Raw genomic sequence first — 21,843 nt, forward strand, 5'->3', positions numbered from 1 at the left:
ACCTTATAAGTATTGTTCCATCTTCTGCACTCGAAGTTCTTTCAATAACAGCTTCATTTCCTGAGCCTTTTCCTTAGAACATATCAAGGTCACATCATCAGTGTCGACTACGATCAGATCCTCGATTCCCAAAGTCGCAACCAACTTGCCGTTATTACTTTCGATAATGCATCTCTTAGTGTCGATATTTAAGATATTACCCTTAATAACGTTGCCATGTTCATCCCGATCGTTAATTCGATCAAGTGCGGTCCAGCTTCCGACATCGTCCCAACCCAATTTACATGGAATGACGTAAATGCTGTCGGCCTTCTCCATTATTCCATAGTCGATAGATACATCCGGCATCTGCATAAATTCTCTATCAATATTCTCTCGGGGCGCTCCGTCAGAAATATTCATCCTGATATTGAGAATAATTTCATACAAATCCGGCATATATCTTTCGAAATTTTTAAGTATTGTGGATGACTTCCAAATAAACATACCGCTGTTCCAAAAGTAGTTCCCTGCAGCCAAGTAGCTTTTGGCAGTATGTATGTCCGGCTTTTCTACAAAACAGTTCACTTTATGAACTTCAAGATTATTGAGAACTTCCAACTCATTTGAACTCTCAATATAACCGTATCCCGTCTCCGGGTAGCTTGGAGTTATGCCCAGGGTAACAATATTTTCTCCCTGCTCCGCTACCTCTACAGCCGTTTTTAGTATTTCAATGAACTCGCTCTCATTTTTAATAATATGATCAGACGGCAGCACAATAATCGTACTATTGGGATAGCGCTTCTCAATATAAAGCGTTGAAAGAGCAATGCATGGGGCTGTATTTCTACCAGCTGGTTCTATTATGATATTTTCGGTTGGCAAATGAGGGATCTGAGCTTTGATCAACTCCGCATATAACTCATTTGTAACTACAAAAATACGTTGTATATCCATAAGTCTTTCCAGTCGCTCAACAGCCTGTTGAATCATAGATTTATTACCTGATATATTCAAAAATTGTTTGGGCAGATTCGTTCTACTCTTTGGCCAGAATCTCTCGCCCTTTCCACCTGCCATAATCAGACTCGTAATCATTACCTAACCTCCAAAATGCCGTTGAATATAGCGCATTCTCTTCTCAATTAGCTTGCCAACAGCATACGGTGATAATTCGCTCTTAATGTATCTTTCGCCTTCCACAGCAATTTGCTTGTAGTAGACCGAATCCTCTACTAACCGTTTCATATACTTCGCAGCATGGCTAATGTCGGGTTCAGCCCAACGCTGATAAGCTTGATAAGGCCCGTAATCATCGCCAACGGATACTAACTGATACTTTACCGGGCAGGAATTTTGGCTATTCATAAAGTCTGTTGTTGAAGACCAATTTGTTCCGATTGCGGGTTTGCCTAGATACATAGCTTCGGCCAATCCTAGACCGAAGCCTTCACTTCGATGCAAGGAAATAAAACTGTCCGAAACCGCAAGTAATGCATTGGTATCGTTGCGACTTAATGTCTTATTAATAACATAAATATTAGAATAACCTTTTATAGATTGTTCAATAGCTTTGAAATCCTGACGGTTTGCAGATGCATTATTGATCTTAACTACTAGCCCTACCGACATATCATCCGGAGCAAACATTTGTTTAAATGACTGAATCGAACCCATCGGATTTTTTCGTTCTTGAAAGCTATTCATATCGTACATGGTTAAAAAAAGGAAAGCATCTTCAGGAAGTCCGTAGTAGGCTCGGTTACGTTTATGTTCAATCTTGACTTCAATGGCATGAGGAATCCTTACTACTGGTACTGGACTTTTCATGGAAATTGCGTTAGAAACGAAAGAAGAAGGTACCCATACTTCATTCACGAAATTAAATCCATCTAACCATTCTTCCGGAAAATCCTCTAATTCCCAATGCCAAAAGCCTATATTGTATCTCCCCTCGAATAGCCCGGCCCCAAAATGCGTATACACTTCAAACATCTGTTCCGCATTCAAGTGAAAAATATTCACATTATATTCCGGCGCCCTTGTCTCTTTATGTTCCCAGGTGGTGTCTGACATTTTAGCAGAATTCGTACCGATAAAATTCAAGACTGCATACTCAATACGAGTGGTCTCTAAACTTTTTGCTGCAATACGACAAGACTCTCCTATACCCATCTCCGCCCGAGAATATCCTATAAGATTAATACCGTTAAAGTGCCCAAACGAACTTGCACTAGGTAACGTTGACACACTCTTAAGTTCATCTTGATATCCTTTATCTATAATGATCTTTTTAATTCTCTTTCGAATGGCTTGTGGAATTATTAGAACTAAAAGCTTCTTAAAAGGTAACGCACTTTTATATAGTGCTTTGTAAAATAATGCTTTCAATGCAATCCTCACCGCCAATATTACTGCCCGTTTGATAGGATAATCAATTCTTTTAATTATACCATAACAATAAGATAGCTTTCTTAGGAGACTTATTGAATTTTATCTACAGCATCCTTCACATTTTCACTTACAGCAAACGTTCTTAACAAATTAATGGTATCGGGTAAAGCATCGTTCATCTCCTGATGTCGCTTCATCTTCTGATAAAGATCATTGATTTGGATAGCAACTTGTTCGCTATTAGCTGGATCGGAGTTTATAAGAGCTTCCCATTTTTTCAGTAAATCTGATGCCGCTAGATCATACAATGGTTGGTCAAAAGGATAGTGATTTACCGCATCTAATGCAATATCTATAGCCTTATCATGATCCTCTTGTGCCTGTGCAATTGAATGGTTCCACTCCACAGCTTCTCGATATCGAGGTTCATATTTGTTTAGTTTCTCGATATAATCGATGGCTCTATCCAAATATTTTTTGTCCTCTGTTTGTTGATATACCTGAAGATTAATTATTGATGCTTGAAGCAACATAATTGGATGCTTTGGAGACATAGACAGACTTTGATCGATTTTATATTCAATACGATTAAAAATAACATTGTTCACGATATCATTCTGAACTTCTATGTGTTTATTGAGTCCGCTTATTTGCCTGCCTGATAGAATGACAATAATCAAAGCTACTGCACTGACGAGAATTGGCACACCCCATCGAATTCCCTTGTACCAACTTTTGTTCAAAGCCCAGTTAACTTTTTGACGTTGAGTTCCCGCTAGTACTCCTAAACAGAGGAATACCATTAAGGAGTAGAACATGTAACTCATCCCGAAATCAATAAGCGAATGAAGAAGGATTGTAATGGGAACAATGAAATAAAAAATATACTTATTGCGATTCTCTTCATCTGACCTCCTATATCCTCTGATATAGAAGAAGATAATGGCACCAATTAATCCTAAATACACAATGGTTCCTAACAGGCCGACTTCCACAAGTAATTGCGCTAGGTAACCGTGTGTTTGCGCGCTAAGGTAGGAGTAGGATTGATGTTCTTCGTATAGAGCCTCCCAAGCCCCCCCTCCATTCCCTATGAGTGGACTCTCCTTCCAGATCGATATCGCATCCTTATACATGGTCAAACGCTCATATACGGAATGGGTTTGCAAGCTTATGTTAGATAGCCGATTCGCAATAACATCCGGCAGTATTTGTATAACAGATCGGTTCGTAAGGATTAATACTCCTAATATAACTAAAATCAAGATTGATATTGGAACCATTTTATCCGTAAATCTCGTCTTTAATCCCTCAGACCATTTTGATATTGGTCCCTCCAAATGTTTTGTAACCAAATATACTATGACGGCCATTACTATCGAGGCTGCAACTAAGAGTCCCCATGAACCTATAGATGACGCTGAAAATATGGATTTCGTCTCAAATGAGGTTTGGCTCGTAATTGCTTGTTGTATTTTCTCATATACCCTTGTTCCCGATCTTTCAAGATTATTGTAAATGACGAGCGACAAACCAATCGCAATGATCGAGTAAATAATTGCCATTAGCTGATGCTTGAATCTGAACATGAGCAGCATGACAATCGCAATAATTGGGAGAACTACTATCGCTCCTCTTGAAAGAGTCAGCAGGAACGATACACATACTGGTACCAGCATGAAGCCGTGCCACAGGCGCATCCACTTTTTCTTGGAGTGATTTATTTCGATTACTATCGCAATCCACAACGTAAGCAAAAGTATCGCATACGCATTAGCATATTGGAAAATCGATGTAATTCTAACACCCTCATAATATGCTAAGGAATCTAACAAATAAGTATTGCCAAACAAATTTAAAAATCCATAAAATACTACAATGTATCCAAAGATCAGATAGACCCTAGGCAACACTTGAATCAATCGCTCATACTCGGCAAGCAGTGTTCCCGCTATAAAAAACAGGGTCACCATTAGACTTGCCCAAAATCCATATTTTGACAGAATTGCACTATAAGAGTTTAAGGAGCTGACTGTATAAACCAGACATAAAGCTATTGAAGCCAACGCATACAGCATTCTTCTTTCCAGTTCAACTTTCTTATGAAAGAAGTACGTTCCAATCCATACTGCACATACTGATGTTATTATTAGACAGTACAATAGTGGGCGCTCATAGGTTAAGGTTGCAGCGCTTGAATGCAAACTGATTCCTTGGAAAATACCATTAGTGCTAATTGCGAGAATCAAAAATGCACTTATCCAAAACCAAGCAAACCATTCCATTGCACCAATTGAATTGTTCTTCTTCAACGATTACACTCCTCATTAATATGCGCCGGCGCCTTTGATTACAACGGGTATTGTCTTTAGTAAAATCTTCATTTCGAGCATAAAGCTCCAGTGTTCAATATAGTAAATGTCAAGATCTATCCATTCTTCAAAGCTTAGATCGCTGCGCCCGCTGACTTGCCATAACCCCGTCATTCCCGGAAGCACATCCATTCTGCGCCAGTGATAATCTGAGTATTTAGATACCTCATCCGGAAGAGGCGGTCTTGGCCCAATAAGACTCATTTGCCCTCTAAAAACATTCCAGAGCTGTGGCAATTCATCAATTGAATACTTCCGTATGAATCGACCTACTCGGGTTATTCTTGGATCGTTTCGCAACTTAAAGACTGGACCCGACATTTCATTCTGGTGAAGCAGCGAACTTTTTATTGATTCTGCATTGTTCTTCATGGAACGGAACTTTAACATATCGAATGGCAATCCATTCTTACCTATTCTTTGCTGTTTGAAAAATACGGGGCCCTTTGATTCAAATTTAATTAGCAATCCGATCAGCAAGAATAGTGGTGACATTAATATTAGAAGAATGAGGCTGCCGAATACGTCAGAAATTCTTTTTAAGAAGACATTAAGTCCCCTCAATGGGGTTTTGACGATCTGCAGGCATGGGTATTCGAGATCATCCTTAAATGCGAATACGCTGGATATGCGATCAAACATTTCCGGAATAATCTTAATATCCACATCATATTTATATACTTTGCTTAACAAAGATTCGATTAGTCTTTTCTCAGATGGAATTGTTATATAGACTACATCTATTCTGTATAATTGAAATATTTTTTCCAGATCGATTGGTTTGCCAATAACCTCAGCTCCGACTTTATAATCGTCCAAATATCCAATGAAATTAGTTTCTGCTCTACCAGCCTTCATTATCCTTTCGTAGATAGTTAACCCAACCTTACCCGCCCCTACAATTACTATATTTTTTTTGATGGTACCTTTTCGATATAGATAGGCTAGTATGGATCTACGCAGTATAATCCAAAAGGCAGATTCTACAATCATGGCTAGGACAAATAAAACCAAAGTAAATCGCGAATATATAAAGGTGGTCTTTAATAAAAAGGTTATGCCGAGCGTAATCATAAAGGAAGTAAATATGATACGAAATTCTGATATGCACTCTTTAGATATAGATTCCATCATATCTTCAGAATGAAGTTTATGTTGGAAGTGCATAAATAGATGCACTATCATTATGATAAGCATAAACAGTGCATAGTCCGTGAATACGGTCATGCCCCCCCATGTAAAGGGGTTATATCGTGTTACACCTTCAAATTCAGGAACAACCTTGATGGCCATTAGAAGCATAAAAGTAAGGATAAAACCGAAATATTTAGCCACTATTATATATCTTTGCACTAGTGCCGTCGCTCTGCTTGCTTTAATTCGCTGCTTCGTCATATCGCTGACAGGAAACGTTGAACTGGGCTTCGTGCTATAGTTTAATGAATCCCTAATTGGCATTCCATATTTCCCCAACTTTATCTGATTGATTACTTACATTCTACCACATTTAACTGAATCGGGCGTCAAATTATATTGAATTACCATTAATTATGTCGAAAGGACCGAGCAGTTGATCTGCTCAGCCCTTGTTACAAACTAATTCAATTTCTTATCTATATACCAAGGAAGCTTTTGTGTGGCAACCAATGTCTTATACCCAGGCTTAACTTGGTAATAAACATTTAGATGGAAATCCTTTAGGACGTCGATCAAGAATACAAACTGATCGTTTTTCCATGGGGGCGGTGTAAGCTTGTGTTCTCCTATGCGAAGCGTTGTATTTTCTTCCCCTGTTGCAGGAGCGGCTGTGGGCAGAGACAATTCACGCGAGAACGCATAGTCGCGCGTATCATCTCTAATCTCAATAATAATCTTATGATCCTTCGTGTTTGCTTTAGTAAGTAAATCTGCCGAAAGCGTATAATCGAAATCCATGCTAACTTCATTTATATCAAATCTTGTCTGAGTTCCTACTCTCGTAATAGAAAACTCATATGGACTGAAATCCAACTTTTGCAGACCGATCTGCGGCTCCTTCTCTGGCGGAAGGGATAGAGAGTGTGGGTCTGTATATCCGACAAGCTTATCTGAAGGCTCAGCGGCTTGTGAACCGCCGGACGCAGCCTCCGTGACTGCTTTACCGACAACCAGACTGATATCGCTTGTATCCGTGTTCTTCGGGACAGTGGCAGTCACATATACTATCGCTTTTCCGCTAGGATCAAGCTTTTCTATGACATTATCAAATGTCGCTGGAAATATTGTTCCATCTGCTTTCTCGAAGTAACCCGCCAGCTTATGAACAGCAGTTTGCCGTTTCTCTTGGTTTTGAACCATCAATTGTGCCACCAGAATATCTGCTGAATCGCCAGTGTAAATACTGCGACTTTTGACTTTTACTTCCGCACGATAGCCAATATCCTCAATCAAGTAGCCTGTATCAGATGCTACCTTCTGGATTGGATCAAACTTGCCTTTTGTACTAAATTTGACGAGGTCAGTGATTTGCTCGTTTGTACCCGACGTTTCTTTTTGCTGGACAACCAAGTTCAAATCAGAAACTTCAAATGTGTAAGGCACTCTGCTAATCAGTTGAATGTTAGCCGACTCTCCAGGTTTGATCGATATCACTTTGTTGCTGTTGTTGCTGGATGCCGTCTTCTCAATGGACTCATTAAAGACAAATTTCCCGTTTAACGAAGGCATAGGCAAAGTAGATTTGCCTTTATTAGCTATTGTTAAGTTCGCAATAACCAGATCCTCATCTTCGATAGGCAATCGGTTAATCGAATTTAACTTGATATTGTAAGTTCCTTTGGAGTTGGAGAAGGTATAGTACTTGCCCTTAACATCAGCGGTATCCACCTGCGATTTTACCAAGTTGAAAATGGCTACCGGTTGTTTGTCTTTCCCTTCATTCATTGAATTCACGACTGCTAGTTTCCAATTCTGTTGTTCAACTGCAATCGGAATCGATGCGGTCAACTGAAATTCTTTTTCTGCTAATGGATCCAAACTCGTTCCTTTTAAATCCTGGACCGTTAAAGGATACATCAAATTATTCTGGGTTAGGATATAGAACTGATAATCAGGCATCGAGAAGGTACGGTTGCCTTCGTTTTTAATAGTCAATCTGATATCAGGACGATAGTAGCTTTCGCTTATACCAATTGTCGATTGCTTAACAACAAACGAGGCCTTTATGTCGTCCGAAATCACTTTCCGTCCGTTTGTCGACGGCGTTGTTGGATTATATTTAGCGGGCACAGTGATTTGCCCTAAAACCTTGGTATAAGACGGAGCTGAAAAGTCCCATTTTATTACTCTTACCACCAGATCAGTAAGTTTTATTGAACTCCCAATTGTTCCGATGAAATCAATATTTACTGTAGACTTGGCAGGGATCTTGCTGATCTTAGTGTTCAGCAATTGCATGTTCAGTTTTGTGCCCGACTTTGTGGACACTGTAAGCCAGTAATCTAAAAAATTCACTTCAGAGTTGCTGTTATTTTGAACCGAAAGTGTCAACGATAAAATTTGATTGTTATTTGAAGGCAATATAATTAGATTATTCACCTTAGCAGTAACATTCTCTTTTAGTTTGACGCTTCCTAATGTAACTGGCTCTAGCACTTTCACAGCTGATTTTGTTGATGTATCTTGTGCTTGAATCGTAGCTTGGAAAGCCCCTAACATAACACTCAGTGCTAATAGTGATGTTGCTATCCTTCTGAACCTTATCACCGCATCCATCCTCCTGGCTCTTGTTTATCTACTTATATAGACGTAATGGATGCTTTCTAAGTTGCGGATACAGTTTAAAAAGATAAAAGTCGTCAGGGATTGTCCCTGACGACTTTATCTTAATTATTTTAGTTATTGTGAACCAACGTGCTAACTGTCTTGCCGTTAGGAGCATGAGCAGTCAATACGAATTCTTGTACTCCTGCACCTACAGTGATTTGACCATTAGCAGCATTCAGGCTAACCGTACCGCCCTTAACGTTAGTGATGGAGTACGTGATACCAATCAGTTCAACGTACTTAGCGATATTCGTAGTTTTGTATTCAACGCCATAGTTATCAACGACTTTGAGGTCCATCAAGCCATAAGCATTGAACACACCCGAACTTACATAAGCAGCATGAGTAGTAGCAATCGTGCTGTACTTGATGTCTCCGTTACCTGCAGACAATGTTTCAACCGTCACCAGATCAGACTTAACGGTTACTGCGCCAGTTGCATGAACGATTTCGCCTTTAGCGCTGTACACCGTTGCGTTAACGGAAGAATCGCCAGCTTTATTACCCAGTACATAGTACACCGCTGCACCAACGGAACCAGTGGCACCAACTGCAACTACTTGACCGTTAGATACCGTTACACTAGCAACTTTGTCATCTGGGAATGCTACATCGTTGCCAGCGGAGTCTTTAACAGCAACTTGAACTTTCTTCTTCAGATTGCTGTCAGTAACAGACTCGGTCTTGTAGGAGTAGTTAGTATCTCTAATTGCATAGATGCTTCCCAGATCTTTCAAGGAGTACGTCAAATCAACCTTTGTCGGATCGATGGACTCAATTTCTTGAGTAACAACTCTCAAGGAAGTGGAGTTTTTGAACAACTCAGCCTTGAATTGAACTTTACCGAAGACGCCAGCAGTCGTCTCAAACTTGAATCCATCGTTGAATTTGTCTCCAGTTTCATACGTTGCAGTAGCAGGGGCATTCGGCGTACCAGCAGCGATATCCAGAGTGTTTCCATCTCTGCCTTTCAGAACGATGCCCGAGCTGCCCGTAAGATCTACGAAGGAAACAACAACGCTGTAATCAGTTGGAACATCAATATCGGAGCCGTATTGGTCTCTGATCTTAATCGTAAAGTCGGAACCAGCGCCCAGAACCGCCTTAGTTGCAGACCTTCCGGTTATTACAAGAGTCTCAGGCAGACGCTTATCTTTGATCGTAATGGAAGTCGTTTTGTAATCTTGTGCATCAATTTCAGCGATGCTAGCCGAAACAAAGATAACTTGTTTTGCAGCTAAGCTGCCCGCTTTGACAGGAATCGACCCTTTGTTAGGACCAGTTGCAACGAGAGAATTTACAGCCGAGTCATTGCTTACGGTAACCTTAATTCTGGCAAGGTTAGCAGCATCGACAAGCTCATCTTTCGTCAACTGGTTTCCATCAACGTCGTAAGCAATTACTGGGACGTAATACGTATCATTATCGCCTTCTGCAATATCCTTGCCAAACTCACCGAAAGCAACCTTTGTTGCCAATTTAGCATTGCCAACGTTGATTGTTTGCGTCGCAGACGTTCCGCCAGCGTATACAGTCAAAGTATAGGTGCTGGATTTAGCTTCTTTACCAGTCAGAGTAACTTTAACTTCATACTCATCATCGTTGTTAAAGTCATCTACCGATGCAGTAAGCTTGTTAGGCTGCGGAGTGATAAACTGATTGAAATTGATTGCAGTGCTCATTTGATCTTTCGTAATCGGGTTGCCATATTGGTCGTACAGATTCACTGGAACCGTAGCAACTTCACCACTATTGGAAAGACTAGTTTTCGTTCCATCGTATTTAACAGCACCCAATTCCATTTTTGTAACGAAAGGTGCGTTACCTACTTTGAAAGTCTTTTGAGCTTGAATGCGAGTTTCGTTGAAGTAAATCGTCAACGGAATTTGGGACGAGTTTTGTTGGATGCCGGCAACGTTCGTATCAAGAATGACAACCAACTCGCCCGCATCGTTCTTAGTAATTCTTTCATTCAAGCCATTGTAGCCAGTGAATACTGTATAGTACGAAGCTGGGAAAGAAGCCAGTTCGTCGTATTGGTTTTTAGCAGCTACTTTTACTTTCGCCCTAGCAGTGTAAGCAATCTCAGCTACGGAAGTAACGAAATCAATGGATTTAACTGTTTCGTTTTGAGCCGTGAACGATGCGCTGTCTTTTTCAACAGTACCTTCTTCAAGGCCGCTCAACGTTACAGTGTACTCACCTTCGGTGACTTTAACGTCTTTCAAAGGAAGAGTTGCAACTTTTCCGTCTTCAGACCAAGTTACTTTGTCCAGAACAACATTAACGGTACCTTTTTTCAAAGCGAACTTAGCTTTTTCCGTGTCAACTGCTTTGTCCAGAGTAACCGTTACTTGCTTAACGCCAGTAGCTTCTGCCTTAGCAACGGAAACCTTAGCCGGCTCAGTCGGGTTCAGCTTCTCGTAAACGGCATAGCCGACTACGAATGTTTGACCGCGAGTAGCGTCAGCCGTGTAGTTCAGGCCGGCAGGGATCAGACCAGCGTCCAGAGCAGCTTGGATGTAAGGACCAGCCCAAGCGGATGCGCCTTCAACCTCAGCGTCTGCTACCAGTTCCAGACCAGCAGCTTGAACAGCAACCTTGATCACTTGCTCAACCGTTACGTTGTCGCGAGGATTGAATTTGCCGTTGAAGCCTTCAACCAAACCTGCTTTAGCAGCAGCTTCGATTGCGCCATACCACCATTGCTTGGAGTTAACGTCGGAGAAAGTAGCCGTAGCCGGTTTCTCTTCAGCCAGACCTGCAATAGCGATAGCGAGCGTAGCGTACTCAGCGCGGTTCAGGTTGTTGTCCAGACGAGGATCCCCGTCAGGGTTACCTTTCAGAACGCCTTTATCAACGAGTGCTTGGTACTTCTGTGCTGCCGTCAACTCAGTGTCGGCTGCGGATGCCATGGATGCGAACAAGCCGAATACCAAGGCGAAGGAAAGCAGAATAGATAAACTTTTCTTCATAACCTTTTTTTCTCCTCCTCGAGAAAATTTCTGTTGTGTTTGTGTGTGAAAATTATAGCTCGAATCTCTCATCGGCGTTTTCACCCCCTTCCTTGAGAAGAGCATTGTCTATAATTGATGTCTGACGGCATGTCTATTTTAGTAGATACATGTCGCAGAAACTTGAAAACTAGTGGATGAAATGCCGAACAAACAAAAATTAGGCAGGGTAAAATATGCCACTTTCCTCATTATACATGAGACGCTTGCCCAGCGTAAAGCACTAATTCATAGACAGAGCCGCAAGAGCGCGTTTCTGAGCCCCTCTCGCGACGACCCACAACTTTAAACGCATGGGATTGCGAAAAGTTGCGGAGGAAATCGTATTCCTCGAAGATTTTCGTTATATTTCTTTGCGAATAAACCATTTCGTTATGTAAGCCTAATCGCTACTCTAGTATAGCTTGGCCCATCCTTTAAATCATTGTCAAAACATTTCCTATAGAACCAACTTGAAGCATCGCTCTCTCGACTGGAAGAGAAGAGAGCTGCCCGCAAGCAGCTCCCTCCAATCGGACTTACAGCTTCTTCAGCTTTTTCATAATCCGCTCCACGATCACCGCGGCATCGGCGCGGGTCAGGTTGGAGTTCGGCTCGAAGCGATAGGTCGGCTTGCCGCCGCCTGTCGTCGAATTGGGAACGCCCGTAATATATCCGGCCTTCTGCATGGCCAGCACCGCGCTGGCCGAATATACGCTGATCGTGTTCGCATCCGTGAACTGCTTTTGCAGCGCCTCTTTGTCCTTATCCATGTTGGCGTTGCTCTTCACCAGATTCAGCGCCCTGGCGATCATGACCGAAGCGTCCTCGCGGGTCAGCGTATCGTTAGGCCAGAACAGCCTTGGAGAACGACCGCGGATATACCCCTTTTTAACGGCGGTCTCGATATATCGATAATTCCACAGCGCATCCGGGAAGTCGATCGGAATGACATCGTCGAACGTCATGTTGTTCGGATCGTACTCGAGCGGAACGTCCAGCATCTTCACCAGCACTTGCGCGAACTCGCCCCTCGTGATGTTGTCGTACACGCCGAACGAGTTATTGTCTTTATTAATCATGATGCCGCGGGAATACATCGTTTCCAGAGCCAGTCGGGCGTAGCTGTGGCCGACGATGTCGCTGAAGCTGTAGCGCAGCGACATGACCGCATAGTACCCGAAGCCGTTAAAGGAGCCCGTCACGGTCTTCTTCTTCGTGTCCACCGTTCCGCCTACGTTCTCCCAGCCTTGGGACGTATAGCGCCAGATGCTCAGGTTGCGGGCGATCGCGTCGACGATGTTCGAATCGTATTTAATCGTGATCGTGCCGCGCTGCGACGGTTCCAGCCACTTGTCCGGATAGAAGGAGCGAATGTAGAACACGTCGTCTCCGTTGTCCGTCGTCGAATAAGGATGCATCGCATCGATCAGCTGATAATCGTTAACGAGACCCGTGCCTCTGAAGTAGCCTGCGTCCACCCAGAACAGGTTGGAGGCGAACGTAAAGCTGTTTTTCGGAATCAGCCGGTCGGTCGCTTCCGCTCTAACCGGCACGTCGACCAGGATGCCGTCCATCAGATTGCCGTCCGCATCCTCCTCGCCGACCGCATTGTAGCGTTTAACCGTTCTGCCGTCTTCGCGGTCGGCAATTCCGAAGTAGAGCTCCTGGGCGTCGAACAGATTGATCGTCTTGACGTCCTGACCCGGATTGCGGTTCGCCTGTCTCAAGAACGTATTTTTAGGGAACGTGAGTCCCAGCTCGCCCTTGAACAAGGAAATTTTGCCGGAAGTCGGCAGCGTGGTTTTATACTGGGCCGTAACGGAGCTGTCGCCGGCGTAGTTCACCACGAACGATCCGTTGATTTTCTGATTGCCCTGCTGAACCGTGAACTTGATCGTATTCTTCCCGACCTTCAGGTTCTTCAGCTCGTATCTGAACACGTCGCCGGTGCCCTTGACCATCGGGTTTTTCCCGATTAGCACCGAATCCGCTCCCTCGGCCTTGATGCTGACCTTCAGGAAGTTGGAGTTAATGACGCTCTCGTTCGGAAGCTGCGGCGACAGGATCTGGAACGGAGACAAGTCGCGAATAATCGTGTATGTCTCGGATACGGATACCGTGCCTTTGCGAACAATAATGGTAATGTTCGTAGAACCCGATTGCGGCAGCGGAACGTTCGACAGGCGCAGACGATACTTGTACTCGGGATCGGTATAAGACGTCACGGCCAGATTCGAGTTGGGATCCTCGATATAGAGCTTGATCGAATCATCCAACACCGCGTCGCTCGTGTCCATTCTTCCTTCGTCGGGAGTCGTTTCCTGAACCGTTGCCGTCGTGACCTTCTGACCGTCGACCTGAACCTCCAGGCTGGTAAGCGCCTCTACGTCGAACAGCAAATCGAGCTCTCTCTCGGTTGTCGTAAACTGCTTCTCGCCCGTCGGGGCGAACTTGACGTCGACATCGTTGAACTTCCGCCGGATATCCGCCAGATTCGTATCCAATGCCGGGTCGATGACGAACGGCACCGGACGAATATTCTTGATCGCCGGATTATCCTTGGAGAAGAAGTACACCGTGAAGTTCGTCGACACGGGCACGCCGTTGGCGACCCCTTCGAAGATCAATTCGTTGGCGCCCGGGAGGAGCTGCAGCCCGCCGGTAATCGCGATCGTGGAATCGAACCGGAAGTCGCCGGCCTTGTAGTCGCCCGTCGCCGTCGTCGGCGTATAGATTTGGCCTACGCCCGACGTATTGATCTGGTAACGCTGACCGTTCAATTTCATATGAACGGAATCGAGCTCAGCCGAATCCAGCAGATTGAAGTTAATGACTTTACCTTCGATGACCGGAAGCGCGTTCGTCTCGAAGATTTGACCGTTATACACGTTGCTCAGTTGAATGGACGGAGCCGGCACGAACACGACCGTACGCACCATGCTGTCCGTGTAGGTGCCGGTCGACACGGTGAAAGTAAGCTCGACCGTGCCCGTCGGCATTTTGTTGATCACGATGGCCGGCTGTCCGGCGTTCGTCGTCCGCGTGCTGTACACAAAGTCGGCCGTCGGAATCGTTACGCCGTTCTGCTTGGCGGTGACGGTTGCCGTAACTCCCGTAGGATTGGCCACATCGAGCAAAATCCACAACGGAACGATGCTTACCGCGGCGTTATTCGGAAAAGACGCGGAGGAAGCATACGTAATGGTGGAACCGGCGCTGCCGGGATCCGTGACGTCGTAAGCTTGCTTAATATCAGTAATATACGGCGAATTCGCATCCCGATAAGTGAACGGGATCAGAATGAACGGAGAGCCGCTTACGCTCGTGTCGCTGATCTTCAGGTTATACTTGCCGTTCGGCCGTCCCCCGAGATCCAGCGCGTTATCGGTCGTAATCGAATAAGTGGTCAAGTCGCCTTCCACTAAGACATCCGCCGGAACAAAGCTGGCGTCGCTGAACACCTGAGGGGTCAAGGAAGCGCCGGAAGCGTCCACAAGCTCCACCCTAAAGGCCGGAGGCGTCGCGGAGGAAGCGTTCGTTCTCAGTATTACCTTCGAAGTGATGTTGCCGTTAAGCGGCGAGCTGAACACCGGATCTCCATCCAGAGCCGTGCCGGCCCAGTTCACGTCATAGGCGGTCAGCGAGCCGTTGAAATATACCAGATAACGGGTAAGCTCATACGTCTTGGTGCCGTTGCGCGCCAGAATGACCAGCTTATTGTATCCCCGCTTGAGATTCAGGTTATTCAGAAGGAACGTGCTGCCGGAGCCGCCGAACATCTCCACGCCGTTAATCGTCACGTTAGTGGCGTTAGGGGCGTTGACGGAGATCGCTTCGTTGGCGCGGGCGGTCACGACGGGCGCCGCGGAGGACAGCGGCCTGCCGTCCGTCAGCTTGACCTCGGTAATGACCGGAACGTTCGAGAAGTTGACGTACGCTTCTCCCGATACGACGTTGCCGACCTGGTTCACGCCCAGTACCGTAATCCGGTTCAGGCCCTCGTAGATCGTAACGGCGGCGAAGCGGAAGGAGTTCCCCCCGGTAATAATCGGCTGCGTCGAGCTGTTCGAAGCCTCGACGGCTTGTCCGTTAACGATCTTCTCGATGCGGTAAGACAGATTGGTTACCGAGTTGAATGTACCGGCAATCTCAATCTGGTTGGAGTTGACCTCCGTCGGAGAAGTAGGCGATGTGCTGAAATCCCGGAACTGAAAATATATAGGATCGGCTGCCTCGGATTTCGAGGGAGCTACCGGCAGCATCGATACGACCAGCGCCGCGACGAGCAGCCACTGCAGGACTCGATTAATCGTCGGTTTCATCTTTCGTAATTCCTCCTTGATAAAAAAGCTTTGGTACACCAGTCACTGGCTTCATAGCTATCCGTTCCCCATTCACCGCCCCGTCCTATGCTCAGCCAGCCAGATAGACATTCCGTATACCTGTTATCGGTCTCGAAACTAGGAAAGTTTAGCCGTCCTTCGGCTTTTTCTCCCAAATTAAGCCTCAAGACATAGGAAAGCCCCGAAATGCGATCCTCATCTCGGGGCTTGCGTTAATGCCGTGTAAAAATTTTTATTTTCCGCGCGATCCCGTCTGCGGCTTCATCCGAAGCCGGGCCAGAAAGTCCAGCACCGGACGGCGCGTCTTGTCGACGATGCCGATCAGCTCGGCTCCGATCTGGAGCAGGAACACGAGCGCGCATATGACGATAAACGTAATCCAGTTGCCGAGTCCCGCATTGGTCACGGTCGACTGGATGACCGCGCACGCTCCGAAGAACGCCGCGATGGCGTAGATGATCAGCACGGTCTTGCGGTGGCTGAAGCCGAGCTGCTGCAGGCAGTGGTGCAGATGCCCTTTGTCCGCTTCGAAGATCGGCTTGCCCTTCTTCCAGCGGCGGACGATCGCGAAGAACGTATCCGACAGCGGCACCCCGATAATGAGCAGCGGCGTGACGAACGAGACAACCGTAATCTGCTTAAACCCGAGCATCGACAGCGTGGCGAGCGCGAAGCCGAGGAACAGCGCCCCGGAATCGCCCATGAAAATTTTCGCCGGATGGAAGTTGAAGAACAGGAATCCCCCGATGCTGCCGAGCAGCAGAGCGCCGAGCAGGATAACCGCTTCGTTGCTCATGATGATGCCCATCACAAGAATGGTGGCGATGGCGATTCCCGACACGCCGGCGGCGAGGCCGTCCAGGCCGTCGATCAGGTTGATCGCGTTCGTCACGCCGACGATCCACACGATGGTCAGCGCGACGCTGACCCACTCGGCCAGCGGCTGCATCGCCGAGCCGAACGGGATGTTGACCAGATTGATCTTGACCCCGAAGCCGAAGACGACGATGCAGGCCGCGCCGATCTGTACGAGCAGCTTCAGCTTGGCGTTCAGATCGTATTTATCGTCAAGCGCGCCGAGCAGCACGATTAACGTGCCTCCAACGAGCAGCGCGCTGATGAGATTGCGGTCGTAAGCGCTCAGGTACCCTTCCGGCACCAGAGGCATGAAGCAGAGCAGCCCGATCGTAAAGGCCGCATAGATCCCCACCCCGCCCAGTCGAGGCATCGTTCGGGTATGAACCTTGCGTTGATTCGGCACGTCGATCGCGCCGACCCGGTAAGCCAGCTTCTTGACAAGCGGCGTCAATACGAGCGATAAGACCAATGCCGCAAAAAATGAAATAAGTGCGATTCCGAGCATCCAACCGGACAACATTCACAACTCCCCTTTTTTCTGTACCGGAATGAATTATACTCCCGCTACAAGAAGTTCAACAAGGCGGTCATTTCGTCGTTTTCAGCCGTTTTTCATGAATTAAGCGGTATTCGCGATTCATTTCAGGACGGATTGCCTGCTTTCAGGACTTTATCTCCGTCTCTAATCACTTTAAGGGCAAATCTCGGCAGCACCAGCATCCTCCCGAACCTCGACGGCTCCTGGAGCAGCCGGTACAACCATTCCATTCCCGCTTTGCGGAAAAGGGCGGGTGCCCGCTTTAGCTTGCCCGACACCACGTCGAAGCTGCCCCCGACTCCCATCGCTACAGGAACTCCCAGCTGAGCCTGATACTTCTCGATCCACGGCTCCTGATTCATCGTGGCCCGGGCGACGAACAGCATGTCCGGATTCGCCTCGCGAATCGCGGCCACGACCTCTTCATCGTCGCTGTCCTTGAAATAACCGTCCCGGCAGCCGACGAAGCGAACGCCGGGAAATTGCCGGCTCAGCTTCTCCTGCGCCGCTTCGATCACTTCCGAGGTCGCTCCGAGCAGGTAGGCGCTCCAGCCCCGGATATCCCCTTCCTTCAGCAGCTCGTGCATCAGGTCGAAGCCCGCCACGCGTTCCTTGACCGGCTGATTCAGCCTGCGGGCCGCCCAGACGACGCCGGCTCCGTCGGGAACAACAAGGTCCGCCGAAGCGAGCGTATGATGGAAGGACGGATTGTCCAGGCCGACCATCAGCATGATCGGATTGCCCGTAATCACCCGATGCGGCGTTCTCGTCTCGATCGCCTTCGTCAGGTAATCGACCGTCTCTCTCATGTCCATTTTCGAAAAAGGCACGCCATACAAGGAAACCGTAGGAAACGGCTTCGTCTTCTCGTTCACCTGAAGGTCACACTCCAACTCCGTCGGGCCGCCGCTCCCCCCCGAACAAACGCCGGGGATCGACTTGAGCCTACATATTAATTACGTAGGAAAGCAATAATTTGTTGCGCGGGTCTGACAGCTTCTTCCTTCAGCCGACTCATCGCGCCTTGTTTCTCCCGCCGCCACAGCTCCGGCTCGCGCAGCAGTCCGGCGGCTCTCTCCGCCGCCGCTTGGGGATCGAGCTCATCGGTCGAGCCGATCGCCTTCTCTCCGAGCCGCTGGAGGAATTGGTCGATCTTCGGATCGTACGAGATGCCGAGCAGCGGCACCTCCCGATTCGCGGCGTAGATCAGCGAATGCAGCCTCATGCCGATGAGCAGCGCGCATCGGCCGACCTCCCGCAGCATCCGCTGCGGGTCGTCGTGCGCCGGGGCCAACTCGAGCTCCCGCTCGGAGTATGCCCCCGCGCGCGCGAGCCGTTCCATCACGTAGCGGGACGCGTCCTCGTCCGCGCCGCGATGGAACGGCAGGAAGCGCAGCCGCGCCCGCACGCGGCCGGCCAGCGCTTCAAGCGCCGCAGCCGCGCGGTCCAGGTCCGCGCGGTCGCTGCGCCAGAACCTGACGGACACGCCCACCACGGGTTGCGTGTCCTCCCGATCGGCGCCGCCAGGCTCGTCGGCGCCCGGCCCTCCCGGCGGCAGACCCATCACCGGGTCGGGCACCACCTCGACGCGGGACGCGGGAACGCCGTAGCCGCTCAAGAGCGCCGCCGATTCCTCGTCCCGCACCGACACGTACCCCGCGCTTCGGAACGCGCGCGAGATCCAAGGCTTGAACATCGCCCGATTCACGGGCCCGATGCCCTGCGCATAGACGAACGTCGGCCTGCCGCACCAGCGGGCCAACTCCATAATCCCTAAATAATACGGAATAGAGCCCAAGCCCGTTGCATCCTGCAGCAAACTTCCTCCGCCGCTGATCAGGCCGTCGCTCGACTTCAGCGCCCGCCTCACCTCAGCCAGCTTCATCCGCGGCACCGCCTCGACCCCGTACTGACTGGCCGTCCACTCCGGATCGCCCGACAGCACGACGGGCTCCACCGTCGTCCCGGCCGCTTGCGCCGCCGACTCCAGCGCGGCCAGAATGCTTTTCAGCACCGCTTCGTCCCCGCTGTTGCGAAACCCGTAGTAGCCCGACAGCACGAGCCGATATGCGCTTTTCGCGGCGCCCGTTCCGGTTCCCTGTCCCTTCTCGCTCTGAACGGCGCCCGTTTCGGCGCCTGCCTGCCCTTTTCCTTCCCGCTGTGCGATTGTCCTCCGCCCCCGTCGCTTCCTTATCTCTATATCTACCTGTAGGATGCTCCAATTCGCCCAGTCCTACATCCGATCGTTCCGATTTGCCCGTCATCCGCAGCTGCCCAAACTTTCCCTGCAGCTAATAGTAACGTTACACCATACCTGCGGCCCTTTTCCATAAAAATATTTTCATTTTCCTCACGTTCATGGCAAGAGGAGCCCGATCAGACCCGGACTCCTCTTTTCGTTCGATCGATATGCTCTTGCGCCGTTTGGTGCGGATTGGTTTGTTTTAAACCCCATCCTCCAAAATCCGCTTGCCCCAGCGCTTCCACAGACGCTCCAGCACCTGCCAGACTCCGATCGCGACCAGACCGAGCAGCAGACCGAGGCCTATGCCGAGCAGCCCGCGAACGAGCGACAGCAGGAATGGCGTATGGATATGAGCGAACGTGTCGACCATCGACAGCTGGGCGATCGTGCCCGCGACGAGCAGCACCGTAGCCCAGCGATAACGCAGCGCCAGGAAAATGCCGGCGAAGAACAGCGGGTGCCCCAGCATGAACTCCTTAATGCGCGGACGCACGCCGAACGTATTTTCCATCAGAGAGCGGAAGGCTCTCTCGATGTCCGTCACCTGGCCGCTGTTGCCCGTTCTCGACAAGTAGTAGTACCCTACCGCGGCCAGCGCGCCAAAGCCCACGATCCACAGCACCGTCAGCGGCATCGACAAAATTTTTCTCGCATTCCCGACGACCGTATTGCCGGAGCCGTACAGGAAAACGTAGATTGCGACCAGGGCGATCGGCAGCAGATGCAGCACGCTCACTCCCCGGAACTGCTGCAGCACCAGGCTGTAAGAAATGTGATTGAGCAGCGCCACGACGAACGGCACGGCGGCCAGCGACAGAATCGACGTCCGGACGAACAGCAGCAGCGCGCCGCCCAATCGGTGAAGCGGCGGCATCTTCTGCTCTCCCGCGCCTTCGCGGAGCGTCCGGATTCGCTTGACGAGCAGCACGACGGCGGCCGTCGGAGCGGCGATCGCCGTCAGAAGCGCCAGCGCCTGCACCATCAGCGTCGAGCTGAGCACGTACAGCCCCGCTCCGCCGACCGCGCCCGCCGCCAATGCGGGAAGCGTCAGCGAAGGCAGGAACAGGCCGATCGTCAGCGCCACCAGCGCGATCGCCCCCAGCATCGCGATGCCCCGCAGCGCTTTCTCCGCCGGAGCGTGTTCGACCTGGAACGCTTTCGGAGAGCCGAGCTCGAAGCCGAAGTCGCGCAGCTGCTGCACGACGCCGACGCTGACCGTGTTGCCGTCCTCGTCTTCCTCCCCCTGCAGCACGTCCACGATATTTTGGAGCGGATGAGTCACCTGCCCCTTCGTCGCGTCGCGCACAGTGATCGCATTCAAGTACAGCAGGCGGATATTGCGGTCTTTGACCGCCAGCACGAGCCGATCCTCCAGCACGGGCTTCTTGATCGCCGACATCTCCGCCTCGCTGACGGAATGGGCGCGAATGGCGTTGTAGTCCAGCAGATTGGCCAGCTTCGACATGCCCTTCTGCGGAATGCGCAGATTCTCGAAGATCGCCACGCCGATGCCGTGCTCCTTCAGCTCCCCGGCAAACCGCGTAATGCCCTTGCTCTTCTTGTCGTCGTTCGCGTAGCCCGTAACCGCCTCGCCGTCGAAGACGACGCGGTCGATGCCGAGCTCTTGATAGAAGTCCAGCCATCTCGCCACCTCCGTCTGGTCGAACGGATCGAACCGGTCGGACAGCCTCGGAATGACGAGGAAGCCCGCCTCGGTTAGCGATCGGATCGCGATCGGATTCGGCTGCATCGGGCGCAGCATCGCATCGTCGTAGCCCATGCTCAGACGCAGCCCCGTGTGACCTTTGACCGACCAGTCCGTCACTTCCGCGCCGTGATGCCGGAACGCCCATTCCACAATCGGACGCAGCGTGGCCGCGTTCTCCGGACGGTTGAACACGACGTAAGTGCCGTTGTCCTCCGGAGGAGAAACCCGGCCTTCCAGAAGCGCCGCCTGCGTCGCATTGTACACGTTCACTTCGCCCGCCCAGCTCAGCTCCTCGAGCGTGCTCTCGAACACGACCATGCCGGCGACGCCGGCTTCCTTCAACCGATCGAGCTGCTCCTCGGCGAAGCGCCGGGGATCGACCTGCGTGCTCGACACTTGCAGCAAGTCCCGATAGTCCATCACGATCGCGACCTGGTTCGCCGACGTCTCCGTCTGCACCCTCGCGTAGACGACCGGCAGGGACGCCACGATGCCCAGCAGCACGACCCACCATAGCCATTTCGCCATTTTTGCGTTCCATGTATTCAGCCACTGTGGCACAACGGTCACTCCTTCATTTCTGCTAACGGCCTCAGACGGCCA

11 protein-coding genes are annotated in these 21,843 nt (G+C 49.2%); all 11 read right to left on the reverse strand.

Annotation, left to right across the window (positions count from 1 at the left end; genetic code table 11):
• Nucleotides 1-3 precede the first annotated feature (3 nt).
• The 11 genes from ACFO3S_RS15725 to ACFO3S_RS15775 all read right to left on the reverse strand — a co-directional run bounded on the left by ACFO3S_RS15725 (nt 4) and on the right by ACFO3S_RS15775 (nt 21,801).
• The gene (locus ACFO3S_RS15725) at nt 4-1,080 is read right to left on the reverse strand and encodes a mannose-1-phosphate guanylyltransferase (RefSeq protein WP_378098004.1); all 1,077 of its coding nucleotides are present in this window, start codon (nt 1,078-1,080) and stop codon (nt 4-6) included.
• A 3-nt stretch (nt 1,081-1,083) separates the two neighbouring features.
• Nucleotides 1,084-2,373 (reverse strand): glycosyltransferase, encoded by a 1,290-nt coding sequence (locus ACFO3S_RS15730; RefSeq protein ID WP_378098007.1) that lies wholly within the window; start codon nt 2,371-2,373, stop codon nt 1,084-1,086.
• Nucleotides 2,374-2,465: 92 nt separating this feature from the next.
• On the reverse strand, nt 2,466-4,688 hold the full coding sequence (locus tag ACFO3S_RS15735; RefSeq protein ID WP_378098010.1) for an O-antigen ligase family protein: 2,223 nt from the start codon (nt 4,686-4,688) through the stop codon (nt 2,466-2,468).
• Between the two features lie 15 nt (nt 4,689-4,703).
• The gene (locus ACFO3S_RS15740) at nt 4,704-6,206 is read right to left on the reverse strand and encodes a sugar transferase (RefSeq protein WP_378098012.1); all 1,503 of its coding nucleotides are present in this window, start codon (nt 6,204-6,206) and stop codon (nt 4,704-4,706) included.
• Between the two features lie 138 nt (nt 6,207-6,344).
• Nucleotides 6,345-8,501, reverse strand: a complete 2,157-nt coding sequence (locus ACFO3S_RS15745; RefSeq protein WP_378098015.1) for a hypothetical protein — start codon at nt 8,499-8,501, stop codon at nt 6,345-6,347.
• A gap of 119 nt (nt 8,502-8,620) precedes the next feature.
• A complete protein-coding gene (locus ACFO3S_RS15750; RefSeq protein ID WP_378098018.1) occupies nt 8,621-11,527 on the reverse strand; it encodes an S-layer homology domain-containing protein in 2,907 nt (968 codons plus the stop codon).
• 557 nt (nt 11,528-12,084) lie between these two features.
• Nucleotides 12,085-15,870 carry an S-layer homology domain-containing protein gene (locus ACFO3S_RS15755; protein ID WP_378098020.1) on the reverse strand — a complete coding sequence of 1,262 codons (3,786 nt, stop codon included), beginning with the start codon at nt 15,868-15,870 and terminating at the stop codon, nt 12,085-12,087.
• 253 nt (nt 15,871-16,123) lie between these two features.
• The gene (locus ACFO3S_RS15760; RefSeq protein ID WP_378098299.1) at nt 16,124-17,254 is read right to left on the reverse strand and encodes a glycosyltransferase family 4 protein; all 1,131 of its coding nucleotides are present in this window, start codon (nt 17,252-17,254) and stop codon (nt 16,124-16,126) included.
• 137 nt (nt 17,255-17,391) lie between these two features.
• Nucleotides 17,392-18,102, reverse strand: a complete 711-nt coding sequence (locus tag ACFO3S_RS15765; RefSeq protein ID WP_378098302.1) for a WecB/TagA/CpsF family glycosyltransferase — start codon at nt 18,100-18,102, stop codon at nt 17,392-17,394.
• A 137-nt stretch (nt 18,103-18,239) separates the two neighbouring features.
• Nucleotides 18,240-19,346, reverse strand: a complete 1,107-nt coding sequence (gene csaB / locus ACFO3S_RS15770; RefSeq protein ID WP_378098023.1) for a polysaccharide pyruvyl transferase CsaB — start codon at nt 19,344-19,346, stop codon at nt 18,240-18,242.
• Nucleotides 19,347-19,731: 385 nt separating this feature from the next.
• The gene (locus ACFO3S_RS15775; protein WP_378098026.1) at nt 19,732-21,801 is read right to left on the reverse strand and encodes a DUF5693 family protein; all 2,070 of its coding nucleotides are present in this window, start codon (nt 21,799-21,801) and stop codon (nt 19,732-19,734) included.
• Between the last annotated feature and the right edge of the window lie 42 nt (nt 21,802-21,843).

Source organism: Cohnella hongkongensis (assembly GCF_042654645.1).
In the GTDB taxonomy this organism is placed as follows: domain Bacteria; phylum Bacillota; class Bacilli; order Paenibacillales; family Paenibacillaceae; genus Cohnella; species Cohnella hongkongensis.

Coding starts and splice junctions, on each gene's coding strand:
- ACFO3S_RS15725 (WP_378098004.1), bottom strand. CDS start 1,080: ATGATTACGAGTCTGATTATGGCAGGTGGAAAGGGCGAGAGATTCTGG.
- ACFO3S_RS15740 (WP_378098012.1), bottom strand. CDS start 6,206: ATGCCAATTAGGGATTCATTAAACTATAGCACGAAGCCCAGTTCAACG.
- ACFO3S_RS15745 (WP_378098015.1), bottom strand. CDS start 8,501: ATGGATGCGGTGATAAGGTTCAGAAGGATAGCAACATCACTATTAGCA.
- ACFO3S_RS15750 (WP_378098018.1), bottom strand. CDS start 11,527: ATGAAGAAAAGTTTATCTATTCTGCTTTCCTTCGCCTTGGTATTCGGC.
- ACFO3S_RS15755 (WP_378098020.1), bottom strand. CDS start 15,870: ATGAAACCGACGATTAATCGAGTCCTGCAGTGGCTGCTCGTCGCGGCG.
- ACFO3S_RS15760 (WP_378098299.1), bottom strand. CDS start 17,254: ATGCTCGGAATCGCACTTATTTCATTTTTTGCGGCATTGGTCTTATCG.
- ACFO3S_RS15765 (WP_378098302.1), bottom strand. CDS start 18,102: ATGGACATGAGAGAGACGGTCGATTACCTGACGAAGGCGATCGAGACG.